This is a genomic window from Rhodopirellula sp. SH410 (assembly GCF_055811895.1).
Map to the genome: position 1 here is coordinate 7854633 of NZ_CM147949.1, position 16758 is coordinate 7871390.

Here is a 16758-nt window from a genome sequence, read left to right on the forward strand (position 1 = left end):
GACTCATGAGGTGGAAAGGGATTTCAACGTCGTTCGGCTCTCCGAGCCAAACGCGTGAGGGGCGACAACCGTCGGGGGCCGACAGTTATACACAAGTTACTTGAGAGAGCGAGGCTGTTCGATGGAAGGACTCACAAACGCGTCGCCAAAAAACTCGCTCACCAGATCATCTGTCCATCCGGTGCGGTCGCGTTGCATGAAACCATGGTGGCCGCCGGCCGGCGAAATATGGACTCGCACGGTACTTAAATTGGCGTTTGAGGCTTCGCAAATCCGCTCCCCAGCAACCGAATCAAAGAGTCGAAGACGATCGGGCCCCATTTCTGAACGGACCCTGAGTCGATCCTCCAACTCCGTAAATGACTTCACCGGTACCAGGGGATCGTCCGCGGACGTGACGATCAGCGTCGGCACGGCAATGTCGTCGGCAACCGAAATCGCTGAGGATTCTCGATAGTAGTCTTGTTCGTTCGCAAAACCAGCCAAGGGCGCGGTGAATTGACGGTCGAATTGACGGAGTGTTTTCGGTTTGGGTAGCCGCAACATGGCTTGATAATCCGCTCGTGCGCGAAGTTGCGGTGACGCTCGGCGGAGCAGGTGCTTGATAAAGTACCAGTTGTAAAACCGCAGCTTCGCTGACTCCATCGCATCGCTACACCGCTGCAAATCCACTGGGGGGGCAATCGCCAGCAGCGGGCCAACGCGGTTCCAAGCCGCCGGTGCCGGGTAGCTGCCGTTTCCAATCTGCCCCGCGGCGAGCAAAAGCTGGTTTGCGCCGAGGGACACACCAAGTGCTCCGATCGGACTGGCAGGATCGTCCACCAACGCGGCGACAAACTCGATCGCCGCCAACACATCTTCGCTGCGGCCGGCGTGGGTGATCGTCCGGCACAGCGGAGCGGAATCGCCGCAACCACGCATATCGAGTCGAAACGTGCGAATCCCGCGTTCATTGAGTCGCCGCTGAAATCGCACCATGTAACCGGCTGCATGACAGCCACAGATACCGTGCAACAGCAACACCGATCCGCGGGCGGGCGTCCAGTCCGTGGGCTCGTCATCGTGGACGACGAGAGCATCACCATCCGCCAATGAGATCTGGTGGCAGCGATGGGCCGCCTCACTGGGGTGATCGGCATGCCCCATCCGAGCCCCAATCAGGGTTTGTAAATGACCGCCCCGCAGGATCCGGTGCTGCTCAAACATGGGAATCGGAAAGTCCGCGAGCCAGCGACGGTCTGCCAGACGTCCCCCAATTGGAAAAATTGGCTCGGCAGATCCGTCTGCTGTGCTGCGCGACTCTTGGGCAACCGCGTAGTTTGTCGTACAACTATCCATCATGAAAACCATTCGTACCTTTCTCGCCATCCCGCTGCCCCCGCCGCTCGCACGCTGTGCGTCGAAGTGGATCCACGAAATGAAAGATGGGGCGGAAAAACTGAGTCGCCCAACGGAAAAGAATCCGGCGGTGAATCGGCCACCAGTGTCCCCGGAAACGCCCGTTTCCGCGATGGGTATTAAGTGGGTTCCCGAAGACAATTTACATCTGACACTCAAATTTTTGGGTGAGGTCGATAACGTCGAAGTCCCCCAGGTTTGTGACATCGTAGAGGCGGTTTGCGAACCATTCGACCCGTTTGTGTTGAATTTCGTGGGTGCAGGCTTTCTACCGGATAAGAACCGAGCCCGGATTTTGAGCGTGACGATCGAGGATCCCACGGACTCACTCACCAAAATTGTCAGCCAACTCGAGGATCGGTTCGCCGACATTGGCTTCAAACGGGAACCCCGTGACTATGTCCCCCACTTGACCCTCGGCCGGGCACGCAGCGGCAGCCGGCGGTTGTCCGAGCAGGCAATCGATCGTTGGAGTCAGCACGAAGATGATCCGCTCGGCGAAATGACGGTGGACTGCGTGCAAGTCATCGGCAGCTTCCTCGAAAAACGCGGCCCGACCTACAACATCATGGACACGGTCGAATTTTAATAAACCGCGTAACGACGTTCGCCAGAACGTGGACACCACCGTCTGACCGCGATATTTACGGTGAATTTGACATATCTAAAAGGTACAAAATTGTCTGATAGCGGCGACGATGTTCTGTTGGCGATTGAGTCCACCTGTGACGAGACTGCGGCGGCCGTGGTCAGCCGGAGCGGTCGCGTGCTCGGCGAGTGCATCGCCACCCAAGAGAAACTGCACGAGCGGTTTGGTGGTGTCGTGCCAGAGATCGCCGCCCGGGCCCATCTCGAACGCATCCTACCGGTGATCGATACCGCCCTCACCGATGCTGGCATCCGCGGCCGCGACCTGCACGCGATCGCCGTTGCCGATCGCCCCGGGCTGGCCGGCTCGCTGCTCGTCGGCGTCGTCGCCGCCAAGTCGCTGGCCTTGGCGTGGCAGAAACCGCTCGTCGCCATCAACCATTTACACGCCCACCTGTACGCGTGCCAGCTCAGCCATCGAGCCGCCAGCGTTTACCCAGCGATGGGTTTGATCGTCAGCGGTGGGCACACGACGTTGTACCTCTGCCACGACCCTGTCGATCTGGAGTATCTCGGGGGCACGATCGATGACGCCGCTGGCGAAGCGTTCGATAAAGTCGCCGCGATGCTGTCACTCGGCTTTCCCGGCGGCGTCGAAGTCGCCCGCTGGGCCGCTCGAGGCAACGATCGAGCGTTCGCGTTCCCCCGCTCGAAACAGCACGATGGTTCGGACGACTTCAGTTTCAGTGGTCTGAAAACAGCCGTGCGGTACGCCATCGTCGGTCCGGGACGTCAAGATTTTTCGACATTGGAATTGAGCGACCCAACCAAAGCTGATGTCTGCGCCTCGTTCGAAGCCGCTGTCGTTGACGTCTTGGTTGCGAAAACCCGCAAAGCGATCGCCCGCTGCGGCGTCCGTCGGTTACTCGTCGGCGGCGGCGTCGCGGCGAATCAACGTCTCAGACGGGACCTCGCCGCAGCCGGCGAGCAAGACAACTTCGAAGTCGTGATCGCTCCACCGGAGCTCTGCACCGACAATGCCGTCATGGGCGCGATCGCCTGGAAACAAATCGACCGCAACGACTTCGCCACCCTCGACCTCGACATCACTCCCGGTCTCCAGCGCGGGTTTTAAGCAAGTAGGGCCGGTTCCCACCGGCCACATGCGCCCCTTCCACAAACCACGGGAGTGGATACAGCAAGAAAAAAACCGGTCGGTGAGCCGGAGATGGCCGGTGGAAACCAGCCCTGCGCCACTGAATAAGCCGGTCACTCGGGAAGGGAAAAACGTCGCATGGCGAAGCGGCGATCGCAGCCGCTACGTGAGTTGGAATCAGGTGGGACGTGGGAGGTTAAGCCAATACTTCCTTGATCAAATTTCCATGCACGTCGGTGATCCGGCGATCCAGTCCGTTATGGTACCAGGTCAGTTTCTCGTGGTTGAAACCAAGTAGGTGCAGCACGGTAGCGTAGAAGTCCCAGACCGTTGTCGGATGGACTTCGGCGCGGCGGCCGAAATCATCCGTTGCCCCGTGACTGACCCCGGCTTTCACACCAGCGCCCATCATCCAGCAAGTGAATCCGTCGGGATTGTGATCTCGACCGGTCGTGCCCGCCTGATGTGTTGGCATCCGGCCGAATTCGGTCGTCCATAGCACGAGCGTGTCATCGAGCAACCCACGCTGTTTCATGTCGCTCAACAACGCTGCGGTGGGTTGATCAAATACCGGCAGGTGCCGCTCGTAGTCAGCTTTGAGTGTCTTGTGCGCGTCCCAATTCAATAGGCCATCAACACCACTGGCACGCGAGGCACAGTACAGATTCACGCAGCGTACGTCCCGTTCAAGTAGCCGCCGGGCGAGTAGGCAGTTGCGTGCATAGGCGGCCGTGAGTTTGTTCGGTGAATCGGTGCCGTAGAGTTTGTGAATATGCTGCGACTCCGATGCCAGATCGCTGACTTCCGGCGCAGACATCTGCATCCGCGCAGCGAGCTCATAGGCGCTGATCCTCGCGTGCAAATCACTCTCGTGCGGACGTGTGTTGGCATGCCGATTGTTCAGGTATGCCAGCAGTTCGCGAGTGCTTTGGTCCTCGGCGCCGCTGACTCCGGCGGGTAACGCGAGGTTGCGTATCGGCTGGTGACCAGCCATCACGATCGCTTGATGTGTCGCCGGCAGAAATCCATTGGACCAGTTCGCCTTACCGTTGGGCGGCTCACCGCGAATATCAGGAATCGCGACATAGGTCGGCAGATTATCGTTCTCGGAGCCGAGGGCATAGCTGAGCCATGCACCGGCGCTGGGAAAGCCCTCGGTTGAATGGCCGGTGTTCATGAAGATGCAACCGGGCCCATGCGTGTTGGTCGTTGAATGCATCCCATGAAGGAACGCGATATCGTCGACGTGTTTGGACATGTTCGGCATCATCGACGAAATCATCTTGCCACTGGCACCCGCAGGTTCAAATGCCCAGGGACTCTTCATCAGGTTGCCATTAGCGCCTTGGAAACTCTTGACGTTTTCCTCGCCCGGCAGTGGTTTACCGTGCCATTTCTCCAATTCCGGTTTGTGTTCCCATAAATCCATGTGCGACGCCGCACCCGGACAGAAAATCTGTAATACCCGTTTCGCTTTGGGTTGGTGATGGGTGAGGCCCTGGCCAGGACGCCATGATTCATCATCCGAGGTCGACGAGCCCTGGGCATCGCGACCGAGCAGCTGCGACAACCCCACGCCCATCAAACCAGTGGTCACGTTGTTGAAAAAACGACGTCGATTGAATTCTTCAAAAGCGATCATGGGAATCAATCCAGATAGAGTAGTTCGTTTGAGTTCAACAACGCCCGGCAAAACGCGCGAAGGCCGTGCGTTTGAATCACCTCGGTCGATCTGGATAGCTCATCGGGCTGCGGTTGACGCTGATAGGCGAGTTGAAAACCTCGAACAACCTGCAGCTTCAGATCATCGCCCGATTCCGTTTCCAGACGCTTCGCCAACGCATCGGCGGCGTCGACGGTGAAACTGTGATTCAACAACGTCAGTGCCTGAAGAGGCGTCGTGGTCTTTGATCGCCTGGGTACCGAGAAGGCACAATCAGGTTGGTCGAACTCAGACATCAGATCCACCACCGACGCACGTGCATTCTGGTGATAGACCGCCCGGCGATAGGTTTCCGGTCCGTGTTTGTCCAGCGGCACATAAGTGGCAACGTTGTCCTGCTGGTACTCGTACAGTCGGAAGCCTGGGCCACCCATCCTCGTGTCGATTTTGCCGGCGATCTGCAGCATTGTGTCGCGCAACTCCTCGGCCGACAAACGTCGTGGCGGGTACCGCCACAACCATCGACCACCTCCATCGATCTTCGCCGCCGGCTCGCGCCACGTTGATGATTGACGATAGGCCATCGAAGACATGATCAGCCGATGCATCGCCTTCAATCGCCATCCATTCTCGACCAGTTTTCCCGCCAGAAAATCGAGCAACTCCGGGTGCGTGGGACGGCCACCCATGTACCCGAAATCGTTCGGTGTATCGACGATGCCGGTGGTAAAATGGTGCTGCCAAATGCGATTGGCCAGCACCCGCGCCGGCACTGGGTTCTCCGGGTCTGTGATCCAATCGGCCAGTTCACGACGACCCTGTGATTCGGCAGCATCCTGTTCGAGTCGATAGGTTGGCGCGACGTTGCTGAGTGCGGATAGACTGGCCGGTACAACGGTCTGTCCTTTTCTCTCAGGGCTACCGCCGATAAATACATGGTGAATCCCCAGCGTGGGTTCGTGCCGGCCCAGCCACGCTGTCCGCAGTGGAGGAACCGCGTCGATCTGACGCGTTACATCCGCCAATTCACTTTCGATTCGCTTTGCTTCGGCGGTTTCTTCAGCATTTCGTTGCGTTGCCAAGGGATCGAGATGTGCATCGCTGAAGGGCAACCGATCGCCTGCATTGGCCACCTCCCGCCACGCCTTACCGTCGGTTGAAATCTCAACACGATAATCGATCGGAACACGATCCTTGATACGCCCGTCGCGATCTCGGCTCCAAACAACTCGATTCAATTCGATCGTGCTCGCAAATTCGATCTGCGCCCATCCATGAATGTCATTGCCGATCCAGCTATGATTGTTCCCGTGTTGACCATCGTTGAGATGATGAATTTGATGGATGGGATAGCCGGGTAGCAGGGACGACGCGGTCGCCTGACTGCCAGCGGAAGCTAACGCCAAATTCGATGGAGCGGCCGGCCCGTATACCTCCAATTCATCAATGCAGGGCTGGCCGCCGTTGGTCCGCAAAATCGAGAACCGTAGAAACTTGGCAGCGACCGCCGGAAACGTCTCTTCGTTGCGCTGTGCATTGACCGCCGGTCTGGGGTGCTGCCCACCGGACTGTGTTAACCGTTTCCTGGTCCTTTCGTTTAACGCCAACTGCTCCTGAGCGAGGGCGGACTTGCGTTCTTCGAGCGGCTTCAACTTTGCCGCACGTGCCGACCGCTCCTCCGGCGACGCCCATTCGGTGGCCCCGTGCCGGACGCCCGCGAAGGTCGCGTACATGCTGTAGTAGTCCTCCTGTGTGATCGGGTCGAACTTGTGATCGTGACACCGAGCACAACCTACCGTCATGCCGAGAAACGCCTCGCTCGTGGAGCGAATGATTTCGTCGATCGTGTTGGCGCGGATTTGCGCCGCCTGAACGGCATCCTGGTTTCCCACGTCGTCGTAGGGTCCCGCGACCAAGAACGCACTACCGATTTCCTGAGCCGGTTTTCCCTTCCCAATCACGTCGCCCGCGATATGTTCGCGAATCAGTTGATCGAACGGCTTGTCGTCATTGATCGACTTGATGACATAGTCACGAAACGGCCAGAGATCGTTGACAATGACGTTGCGTTCAAACCCGATACTCTCACCAAACCGAACCACGTCCAGCCAATGCCGTCCCCATCGCTCGCCGTAATGGGGCGACTCAAGAAGTCGATCGATTAGGTGGGCGTATGCCTCTGGCGATTCATCGTTGACGAACGCATCGACTTCGGCAGGCGTCGGCGGCAGACCGATCAGGTCGTAGGTCGCCCGGCGGATCAGCGTGCGCCGATCAGCCGGTGAATTGAACGCCAGCTCGTGTTCTGACAACGTTTTGTGAATGAAGTCATCGATCGTCAATGTCGCCTGTCGTTCCTCAACATCACCGTCCAGCCCCACCCCTTTCGGATCCCTAAAAACCGTTTGCAAGGGTTGCAACGACCACCAGGTTGCGTCGGACTTTGGCTTCTCCTTGACGACCAGACCATCAGGCCATGTTGCCCCTTCGGCTATCCAACGCCGTAGCGCTGCGACTTGGTCTTTTGAAAGCGGTTCCGCCTGCTGCGGCATCAAGGGCGGATCACCATCGAGTGGCGTTACCAATTCCAACAAATAACTGCCCTCCGGATCACCAGCGACGACATACTCGTTTGCCTTCAAGTCGTCAAAAGTCGCCAGCGACACGTCCCCCTTATCAATGCCGGGTGAGTGGCAGCGGACACAGTGTTCCTCCAAGATCGGAGCGATCTGATCTTGAAAGTCGATCGGTTGTTCGGCTGCGTACGATTGACGCTCAGCCACACTTAACGCCAGAACAGCGAGAAGCAAAAATCGCCAGGCAAACCGATGAGTGGATGAAATCATTGATGAAGGTCTTTTGGCGATTGATCGAAAAAAAGGTGGCCCAATGATTCCAAAGAACTCCCCGTATACCAGCCCGCAGCCGGGGAGTTCCTGGAGAGTAGAGGTTGCTTCCGCTTCTCCAGACGCAGCGATCCTACCACAGTTGCATCAGCGTGACAAAAAATTCGGACGCCACCGCCATACCTTGAAAATCCGGCACACCTGGATCACCGCTGCGAAACCCACGGTAAACCCGGATGGACCTTTGCGTTTCACGCGAGAAAACCGAGCCTAGCGCCCACCGGCTAATTCGGGTAAGCAGGTTCGGGTTATTTATTCCGCATCAACCTATTAGCCGTTTGGGCGTTAGCCTGGACCGCGAAACCTTTGGGGTTGCAATGCTTTTGCATTGCGCAAGTTTTCTTCTGCATCTCCGCCTCCTAAAGACCAGCCCCAATTGTCCAGTCTCCCCCACGCTTCGTGGGGGAGGCTGGGACGTTTTTGCTTCGCTTGGAATCAATCACTTGGCGGAAACGTCGTAGCAGAAAAGCAATCCTTGGTCGCGAATGTAGAGTTTGCCGTTGGCAACCACCGGATGCGCCCAGGCGGGTGCACTGCTGCGGTCGGGTTGTTCGAAGCTGCCTCGTTCTACCAAACGCTCGCGGGAGGGTTCGATCAATATCACCTTTCCATCTTCACTTCGCAGATAGAGTCGACCGTCCGCCATGACCAGCGCTCCTTTGGGGGCATCACGGTCTCGCCAGAGCAATTCGCCCGTTTTGAAATCCAAGCATGTGAGAAAACCGCCACCGTTCCCACCATTGGCACCGTACAACGCGTCGTCAAACACGATCGTTCCACCATGATGATTCTGCATGTTGGGAGTGAAGTAGACCTCTTCCGCCTCGATTTCGCCATTGGCGTCTTTCACGAGCCGGACCGCCCCACCCCCCGCACCGTAGGCCGATGACGCGAAGATCAAACCGTTCTTGAATATCGGCGTGGTGCAACTGATTCCCATCGCATTGGCTGGATGATCGTATTGCCAAAGCAGAGTTCCATCGGAGGCATCGACTCCGATCACTGTTTTAGCAGTGAACTGAACGTACTGACGTTGGCCTTCAAAATCGATGGCGATCGCCGATGCGTATGCTGCGGTTCCACCGTCCCCACCACGACCTCGACCTCGACCACCGCGCCGACCACCGGATTCTGTGTTGGAGGATTTGGCGACCGATTGGCTCGGACTCACCTCAGACATTTTCGTTTTCCAGATCACCTCGCCCGTCATTTTATTCAGAGCTAGCAGCGTGGTGTCTTTGCCGCCTGGGGTGCAGATAAGTTTTTCTCCGTCAATCAACGGTGATTCGCGATAGCTCCATACGGGCGTTTGGCCTCCGAAATCCGTCACCAGGCTCTTTTTCCAAATCATCTTTCCATCATCCGCGTTGAGGCATGCGATGGTTCCCCCCATGCCGATCACATAGAGTCGCTCACCGTCCACGGTGGGCGTGCAACCGGGGCCTTCCTGGGATTGACGCTTCTGTTGCTCGACCTGGTCACCGATCGCGGACGCCCATAACTCGTGACCATCGGTTTCTGATAAGGCCCAGACGATTTCTTTACCGTCTCGAGCACCCATGCCGAGGATTTTCCCGTCGGCGATCGACGGGGCACTATCGCCGCCCCCCAGACCGTCTACTCGCCATGCCAAGGATGGCCCACCGGCCGGCCATTGTTGCATCAGACCGGTTTCGTTCGAGATGGCGTCCCGATTCGCTCCCTGCCATTGAGGCCAATCGTCAGCCAAGCCGATTGCACTGGAGAATGCGACAATCATGATCGCACGACACGGGTTCCACATCTTTCGCTTCGTAATGATTGACAACATGACGGCTCTCTCGTCCATTCTTTCGATTGTTTCTGGTGCTGTGATTCTCTCTCGCCTGCGTGGTGCTAATTCTACACTGCCGCGGGCGAAGACACAGCAAATCCAACAATGAGCTGCAAACGATCGTCGATACGATCGCCGTCCGTTGTGACTGATCAAAGATGGTCGTCTCGAAACTCACGGCGGACGGATGAGCGAATGACGTCTCCGTTCTCGTCCCGAGCAATGCTTGGAATGGCTTATCGGACCAGTGAGGGGCTTTCGCGGAGAGGTCGTGCCGCTATTTTTAACCATCTGCCTTGGTAGCCTCCTCACCCCCGACACCCTCTCCCCACGAAGCGTGCGGGGCAGGGGAGACTGTTTTTTTGTGAAGTACGCAAACTCGTTGGGGCGAATCGTTGACTTCAGTCCTCACCTCTTATCAACCGCTCGCCGCCATGAATCTCGGTCCCCTGAACGCTCCCATCGCCGCGTGGCTAAGCCTGTCCCATCCAGTGATGATCGTGATCCTGGCTGTACTGGGCATTCTCGCCGGAGCGCTGGCCAACCATGTCATCACCTCCTGGTGTTGGTTTCGCCGCCCGATCTCCCCATGGCTGGGGTTGGCCGACTGGCCGTGGGATGAACCGCAGCGAGCGGTCGTGGCCGAGCTACCGCGACGCACTTGGCGGGATCGTGTACCGGTCATGGGCTGGCTGCGGTTGCGGCGTGAGTCGGACCTGTTCGGTCGAGGTTTTTGGATCCGGCCGCTGCTGATTGAATGCTCCCTGGCGGTCACTCTGCCGCTGATGCATCATTTTTGGATCGCGGGTCTGTTACTGCCAACGAATCTGACATCTGAAATGGTGGTCCACCTCTCCCCCTGGATGACGCTGTTATTTTTCGTGCATGCGATTTTGCTGACGATGATGGTCGCGGCGACGTTCATTGATTTCGATGAACGGACGATCCCTGACTGGATCACGATCCCTGGCACGATTCTCGCCTTGGTTCTCGCCAGTTTGGCGCCCTACATTTTTCTACCCGGCGTGGTGCTGCCCGATGCGATCGCCCCGGTCACGCTCGAACGGCCTTCGAGTTTGTCGCCGTGGTGGATGACCACCCGAGGTCTGTTCGTGTGCTTGGCGATTTGGTCGGTGTGGTGTTTTGCCTTGGCCGACCGCCGGGTGATTCTGCGGCGGGGTTTCTCCAAAGCAGTGACCTATTTCTTCGCCCGTTTGACGCGTCATCCGAGTTGGAAAGTCTTGGCCGCTATCTGGATCGCGGGCGTGATCGCCATCTCGATCGTCTTTCTCGTTGGCGATACTTCGTGGTTGGGCCTGGCCAGTTCACTGATGGGAATTGCCGTCGGGGGCGGGATCGTGTGGTCGATCCGCTTGGTCGGTAGCTGGGCGATGCAGACCGAAGCGATGGGGTTCGGTGACGTGACGTTGATGGCGATGATCGGCGGCTACATCGGTTGGCAAGCCTCGATCGCCGCTTTCTTTCTGGCTCCCTTCGCCGCCATTGCGATCGTGTTGGTGCAGTTCGTCATCACCCGCGACCGCGCCACGCCCTTTGGTCCCTATCTCTGTGCAGGCACCCTGTTGACGGTCGTATTCTGGGACCAGGTCTACAACGCCAACCTGCGGCTGACGATCGCCGATATGGACGCCATCATGGACGGCATGCTGCTGTGGCTCAGTCTCGCCCTGCTCGGTTTGCTCGGCAGCATGCTGTGGGTGTGGCGATTGATCAAGCAACGCATCTTCGCTTGAAGATGCCTCATCGAATGGTCTTCTGCGGAAACGTTTTCTATTTCGCTCGAACCGTGGCGGGTGGTCGATCTTAATGAGCCGAGTCGCCTAGGCGGCCGGGTGCCGGGCACGGGCACGGGCACGGGCACGGGCAAGACCGGTGGTTGATGGATCTGAGGGCGGTACGCGGGGCCCTCACAGCACTCGGCTCCATCGTGAGAAATGGCTGGTGCTCCGCATTGCCCTGCGGGGCGTTTTATCGAGTCTGCTCGACTACCCAGCGGGCGTATCCAGATGCCGCTGCGGTGACAGGGGTGATCAATATCTGAGGCTCGTCGTAGGGATGTTTTTGGGCCAAGTGGTCCATCAGGGCATCGGTCAACGACGCTCGCGATTTGATGATTAACCGGTACTCCGTATTCACCTGCACCCGGCCATCCCAACGGTAGTGACTCTCGATAGGCGAGTCTATTTGCACACAGGCAGCCAAGCGATTTTCCAACATCGATGCTGCGAGCTCTCGCGCCGCCTCGAGGCTGTCGACGGTCGTCCACACGATCATCATTGCTTCTTCGGCGTTTTTTTTCTCTGCCATTTTCTCCCCGTTTTGATGTCGGTCTAGCTTACTCTGACCATCTTACCCGCTGTGGAAAACCTGTCTTCCGGGTGTCTGTTAAATGTCTTCTTCTGTCGAGATTTTTCACCCGTGACTGAACCACCTGTCCGAAGTCGTCCGAAGCTCAGACAGATACAGACAGTTTCAAGACACTGGCTAGACAGGTTATCCACATTCCAATACGGCGTGCTTTTGTCCTTTTTTGCCTTGCCTTTGCTACCAGTTCTCCCATTCACCGACACTTCTTGGCCGCACATTACGACGACGACGAAGAAAGATATTAAGTTATTTGATGGCAAACCTCTGAGTGGTCTCCAACCGTTGCTAGCAACCCGCCAGCGATGGACGCCGCTCTGTTTGGAACTGGTGGGGGTGCATCGAGGGGGCGGCGGCGTTAAAACAGTCGTCGGTCATTGCTCACCGCTCCATTCAATCAGCCGCTCATGAAGATCACCTGCCAACGAGATATCCTCGCCAACGCTTTCGCACTGGCCGCGAGCATCGCGCCGACGCGCTCGCCCAAGGAGATTTTGCAGAACGTCAAAATCACCGCTGCGGGATCGAAGTTGACGCTATCGGCGACCGACCAAGAGGTGGGGATCCGCTTGGACGTGACCGAGGGTGTCGAGATCGAAACCGAAGGCACGGCGTTGTTGCCGGTCCAGCGAACGGGTGCGATTTTTCGCGAGAGCAGCGACGAGAAGATTACGATCGAAACCGACGAGTCCGGCATTCGCATTACTGGCAGCCGCAGCAAGTTTCGTTTGCCTGGGAACAACCCCGATGAGTTCCCGACGGTGCGGGAGTTCGATCAAGAGAAGTATCACCAAATCAGCACGCGGCTGTTTCGTGAAATGTTGCGGCGGACGGCGTTCGCGACCGATTCAGAATCGAGCCGCTACGCTCTCGGTGGGGTGCTGTTGGAGTTGGAAGAGAACTCCGTCATCGCGGTGGGCACCGACGGTCGGCGTCTGGCACGGATGGAGGGCACTGGCGAACCGGTCGGCGGTCACCAAACCAACGGCATGACCACGATCGTGCCGACCCGGGCGATCTCGCTGATCGAAAAAGCACTCAGCGACAAAGACGATACCGTCGAAGTCTCCTCGCAGGGAAACGATTTGCTGATCCGCACGCCGCGGGCAGTGATCTCGAGCCGGTTGGTCGAAGGGCGTTATCCGAACTGGCGACAGGTGCTGCCCTCTCGCGAGAACGCGGTGCAGATTGATATCACCGTCGGGCCGTTGTTCGCCGCCTTACGTCAGGCGGCGATCGTGACGGATATCGATAGCCGTGGCGTCGACTTCACCTTCGCCGATGGTACCCTCAAACTGGAAGCCTCGACGGCGGACCTGGGTGAGTCACAAATCGAATTGCCAATCACCTACGCGGGCGAACCGATCACACTGACGATGGACCATCGCTACCTGGCGGACTTTTGCAAGGTGATGGATTCGGAATCGAATATCGTGATGGAAATTGAATCATCGAAATCGCCGGCTCTGTTGAGCACTGATGATGGGTATGCGTACGTGATCATGCCGATGGCCCGCGACCGGTAGTCCATCAAGCGGATCGATAGAAATAGCGTCGCCGGCGTACAAGGGAGAGCACTTGAAGAAAAAAGTCCACCACGAGGAGACCGACCGGGGCAACAGTGCTCGCCGCATCGGGACCATTGTCTCACAATTGATGAGTCGGCGGGGGTACGCCAGTGTCGCGAGTGACAACGCGATGACCGGATCGATTGCCACGAGTGTGGGACCGGCACTCGCTGGCAGTATCATGGTCGGTAAACTCAGCCGCGGCGTGTTACACATCTACGCGATCGACAGTGTGGTGATGCAGGAGTTGACGTTCCAAAAACGAAAAATATTGAAAGCGTTGAGCAAAGATCATCCGCAAGCGAAAATCACAGACATCCGGTTCCGCTTGCAATCGCAAGTGAAGTCATAATCGGAATCGGTGTGTCTCTCCGAGGCACGCCTCCCAAAATCACTCAAGACGCCGTTCCGAGTCTCGGAGAGACACGGCTACTCACCCTGAACCCTCATTCTTCCATGCTTGCTGCTCGCATCATTCCCTGTTTAGACGTCCATGGCGGTCGGGTCGTCAAAGGCACCAATTTCGTCAACTTGCGAGATGCGGGTGATCCCGTTGAAGTGGCCCGGCGGTATGAAGCCGAGGGGGCCGATGAGCTGGTCTTTCTCGATATCACGGCCAGCCATGAGGAACGCGACATTTTGCTAGACGTCGTACGGCGAACCGCTGAGCAGGTATTCATGCCGCTGACGGTAGGCGGTGGCGTGCGAACGGTTGAGGATGTGCGGGCACTGTTGTCGGCGGGCTGCGATAAAGTCTCGATCAACTCGGCAGCGGTGACGGACCCGGACTTCATCCGCCGCGCCGCAGATCGGTTTGGTAGTCAGTGCATCGTCGTGAACATCGACCCCAAACGCGTCCAACGAGACGGCCAGGAGTTTTGGGAAGTGCACATCAATGGCGGCCGGAAACCGACCGGGTTGCAGGCTGTTGAGTGGGCAAAGCGGGTGGAGGAACTCGGAGCCGGCGAAATCGTCTTGACCAGTATGGACGCCGATGGGACCTGCGACGGCTATGATATCCCGATCACGCGAGCGGTCAGCGAAGCGGTCTCCATCCCGGTCGTCGCCAGCGGTGGAGCGGGGAACCCTGACCATCTGGGCGAAGCGATACGCGATGGCAAAGCCGACGCGGCACTGGCAGCGAGCATTTTCCATTTCGGCACCTTCACAATTTCCGAAACAAAACAGCGAATGAAAGAGATGGGCATCGCCGTTCGGCTGCCCCTCACCGCGACGTGACGGGCCTCCAGCCTGCCACATTGCGGTTCTAAAGCCCCCAGACGGCAGAGGTAGGCAAATTGTTGAGTTTCGACTCGCCGCTCGCCGTTATGCGATCGCAGTACTCCTTGACCGGTACTCCTTGACCTAGCGAGCAATCGCAAGGAACATGTCGGCAAAACTCACCCGTAGGCTTTTTCCCTTACCCGAAGTGATTGCTCGTGTCCGACGTTGTTCCAGTTCGTAATGCGTTGATCAGTGTCAGTGACAAAATGGGACTGACGGACCTGGCCGCCGGTTTGCGGGCCGCTGGCGTGACGATCTACAGCACCGGGGGAACCCGGGCTCACTTGGAAAAATCAGGGATCGACGTCGAAGACGTGGCCAACTACACGGGCTTTCCCGAGATGCTCGACGGGCGGGTGAAGACGCTGCACCCGCGAATTTTCGCTGGCATTCTGGCTCGTCGCGATCGCCCGGATCATCTCGAAACCATCGCCGAACACGACATCGAGCCCTTTGATCTCGTCGTCGTTAATTTGTACCCGTTTGCAGCCACGGCCAGCCGCGCAGGGGTCAGCCGCGAAGAGTGCATCGAACAAATCGACATCGGTGGCCCCAGCCTCGTGCGAGCGGCTGCGAAAAATCAGAACGACGTCGCCATCGCGACCAATCCCGAACAGTACAGCGAGATCATCGAGCAGTTGCAGAACAGTGGCGGCACCACCATCGCGCTTCGTCGCCAACTCGCCGCTGAAGCCTTCGATCACACCGCCAACTACGACCGAGCGATCGCGGAATACTTGCAAGATGACACTGCGATCGGCGAGTTCCCGCAAACCATGCACGTCAATCTGCGGCGAAAAACACAGCTTCGCTATGGCGAGAACCCGCACCAACGCGCCGCACTTTACAGTGACCGTAGCGATCGTTCGGCGAACCTCGTCTCAGCACGCCAAATTAGCGGGAAGGAACTTTCCTACAACAACTTACTCGACCTCGACGCGGCCTTGGACATCGTCCGTGGATTTGCCAGGCACGCGGCCTCGGTGATGAAGCACAATAATCCATGTGGTGCAGCGACCGCGGATACCTTGGTGGAAGCCGTATCGAAGGCCCTCGCCGGTGATCCACTGAGTGCCTTTGGCAGCGTCATTGGAATCAATCGGACTGTCGACGTAGCCACTGCCGAACTGCTATGCGAACCGGGGCTGTTCATCGAAGCGATCGTGGCCCCTGACTTCGAAGCCAGTGCCGTCGGCCTGTTAACGACACGGCCGCGATGGAAAGACAATGTGCGACTGATGCAGGTTGGTCGGCTCGACGATATTGGCCCCAAAATCTCACGCCGCTTCATCAGCGGTGGAATGTTGGTCCAAGACGCGGACCGTTTAAGCAGCTCGTCATTGCAGTGGAAAACCGCTACGCAAACACCTGTCGAGGACGAGTTATGGGACGATATCTCATTCGCTTGGGAAATGGTTCGTCACGTGAAGAGCAACGCCATCGTGCTCGCCAAGGACACTGCATTGATCGGTGTCGGCGCTGGGCAAATGAGCCGGGTAGACAGCGTGGAAATCGCGATCGATAAGGCTGGCGAACGCAGCGAAGGATCGATCCTCGCCAGCGACGCGTTTTTCCCATTCCCCGACTCGATCGAAGCGGCGGCCAAAGCCGGCGTCGCAGCGATCATTCAACCTGGGGGATCACGCCGCGATGATGAAGTCATCGCCGCCTGCGACGAGTTTGAAATCCCGATGGTGTTCACCGGTCGGCGTCACTTCAAGCACTAAGCGGCTGCCAAACAATCAAACGCGTTCAATAACGCCACGTAAGCACATTCGCATAAGTTCTGGATAACTGGCGTAGTGGATCTTGTCAAAGATCCATCCAGAACAGGATCTTTAACAAGATCCACTACGGTAAACCCGTCACTTATTGTTCATGGTATCCTTAGCTACCGTCGCCAGACGGTGGAATCCACGTTCTGGCGGGAACGTAGGCACGCGGTATCACTACGCCCACGCTATCATGCGGGGCGGCCCTTAACGATCACGTGGAGC

Annotated in this window: 12 protein-coding genes; 7 read left to right on the forward strand and 5 right to left on the reverse strand. The window is 57.8% G+C overall.

Annotated features, from left to right (window positions below; all coding sequences use genetic code 11):
- Positions 1-96 precede the first annotated feature (96 nt).
- The gene (locus SH410x_RS28880; RefSeq protein ID WP_473677432.1) at positions 97-1146 is read right to left on the reverse strand and encodes a YheT family hydrolase; all 1050 of its coding nucleotides are present in this window, start codon (positions 1144-1146) and stop codon (positions 97-99) included.
- Between the two features lie 193 nt (positions 1147-1339).
- On the opposite strand from SH410x_RS28880, the gene thpR reads away from it, so the two are divergent.
- Complete coding sequence (gene thpR / locus SH410x_RS28885) at positions 1340-1987, forward strand: RNA 2',3'-cyclic phosphodiesterase (RefSeq protein WP_473673141.1); 648 nt, start codon at positions 1340-1342, stop codon at positions 1985-1987.
- A gap of 90 nt (positions 1988-2077) precedes the next feature.
- Complete coding sequence (gene tsaD, locus SH410x_RS28890; protein WP_473673143.1) at positions 2078-3121, forward strand: tRNA (adenosine(37)-N6)-threonylcarbamoyltransferase complex transferase subunit TsaD; 1044 nt, start codon at positions 2078-2080, stop codon at positions 3119-3121.
- A 217-nt stretch (positions 3122-3338) separates the two neighbouring features.
- Here the strand turns inward: tsaD and SH410x_RS28895 are convergent, their stop codons facing one another.
- The 3 genes from SH410x_RS28895 to SH410x_RS28905 form a co-directional block, all read right to left on the reverse strand.
- Positions 3339-4784 carry a DUF1501 domain-containing protein gene (locus SH410x_RS28895; protein WP_473673145.1) on the reverse strand — a complete coding sequence of 482 codons (1446 nt, stop codon included), beginning with the start codon at positions 4782-4784 and terminating at the stop codon, positions 3339-3341.
- Between the two features lie 5 nt (positions 4785-4789).
- Positions 4790-7651, reverse strand: a complete 2862-nt coding sequence (locus tag SH410x_RS28900) for a DUF1553 domain-containing protein (RefSeq protein WP_473673147.1) — start codon at positions 7649-7651, stop codon at positions 4790-4792.
- A 499-nt stretch (positions 7652-8150) separates the two neighbouring features.
- A complete protein-coding gene (locus SH410x_RS28905) occupies positions 8151-9521 on the reverse strand; it encodes a PQQ-binding-like beta-propeller repeat protein (protein ID WP_473673149.1) in 1371 nt (456 codons plus the stop codon).
- Between the two features lie 437 nt (positions 9522-9958).
- Between SH410x_RS28905 and SH410x_RS28910 the strand changes: the two genes are divergently transcribed.
- A complete protein-coding gene (locus SH410x_RS28910) occupies positions 9959-11278 on the forward strand; it encodes a prepilin peptidase (RefSeq protein ID WP_473673151.1) in 1320 nt (439 codons plus the stop codon).
- Positions 11279-11513: 235 nt separating this feature from the next.
- Here the strand turns inward: SH410x_RS28910 and cutA are convergent, their stop codons facing one another.
- On the reverse strand, positions 11514-11852 hold the full coding sequence (cutA, locus tag SH410x_RS28915) for a divalent-cation tolerance protein CutA (protein WP_473673153.1): 339 nt from the start codon (positions 11850-11852) through the stop codon (positions 11514-11516).
- Positions 11853-12316: 464 nt separating this feature from the next.
- Here cutA and dnaN point away from each other — a divergent pair, with 464 nt between their 5' ends.
- The 4 genes from dnaN (at position 12317) to purH (ending at position 16488) form a co-directional block, all read left to right on the forward strand.
- Entirely contained in the window at positions 12317-13435 is a 1119-nt protein-coding gene (gene dnaN / locus SH410x_RS28920; protein WP_473673155.1) for a DNA polymerase III subunit beta, read from the forward strand.
- 52 nt (positions 13436-13487) lie between these two features.
- Positions 13488-13829, forward strand: coding sequence for a DciA family protein (locus SH410x_RS28925; RefSeq protein WP_473673156.1), 342 nt, complete (start codon positions 13488-13490; stop codon positions 13827-13829).
- A 104-nt stretch (positions 13830-13933) separates the two neighbouring features.
- Complete coding sequence (gene hisF, locus SH410x_RS28930) at positions 13934-14716, forward strand: imidazole glycerol phosphate synthase subunit HisF (RefSeq protein WP_473673158.1); 783 nt, start codon at positions 13934-13936, stop codon at positions 14714-14716.
- Positions 14717-14916: 200 nt separating this feature from the next.
- Entirely contained in the window at positions 14917-16488 is a 1572-nt protein-coding gene (gene purH, locus SH410x_RS28935; protein WP_473673160.1) for a bifunctional phosphoribosylaminoimidazolecarboxamide formyltransferase/IMP cyclohydrolase, read from the forward strand.
- The last annotated feature ends 270 nt before the right edge of the window (positions 16489-16758 follow it).

Coding starts and splice junctions, on each gene's coding strand:
- SH410x_RS28880 (WP_473677432.1), bottom strand. CDS start 1,146: ATGGGGCATGCCGATCACCCCAGTGAGGCGGCCCATCGCTGCCACCAG.
- thpR (WP_473673141.1), top strand. CDS start 1,340: ATGAAAACCATTCGTACCTTTCTCGCCATCCCGCTGCCCCCGCCGCTC.
- SH410x_RS28895 (WP_473673145.1), bottom strand. CDS start 4,784: ATGATCGCTTTTGAAGAATTCAATCGACGTCGTTTTTTCAACAACGTG.
- SH410x_RS28900 (WP_473673147.1), bottom strand. CDS start 7,651: ATGATTTCATCCACTCATCGGTTTGCCTGGCGATTTTTGCTTCTCGCT.
- SH410x_RS28905 (WP_473673149.1), bottom strand. CDS start 9,521: ATGTTGTCAATCATTACGAAGCGAAAGATGTGGAACCCGTGTCGTGCG.
- SH410x_RS28910 (WP_473673151.1), top strand. CDS start 9,959: ATGAATCTCGGTCCCCTGAACGCTCCCATCGCCGCGTGGCTAAGCCTG.
- cutA (WP_473673153.1), bottom strand. CDS start 11,852: ATGGCAGAGAAAAAAAACGCCGAAGAAGCAATGATGATCGTGTGGACG.
- dnaN (WP_473673155.1), top strand. CDS start 12,317: ATGAAGATCACCTGCCAACGAGATATCCTCGCCAACGCTTTCGCACTG.
- hisF (WP_473673158.1), top strand. CDS start 13,934: ATGCTTGCTGCTCGCATCATTCCCTGTTTAGACGTCCATGGCGGTCGG.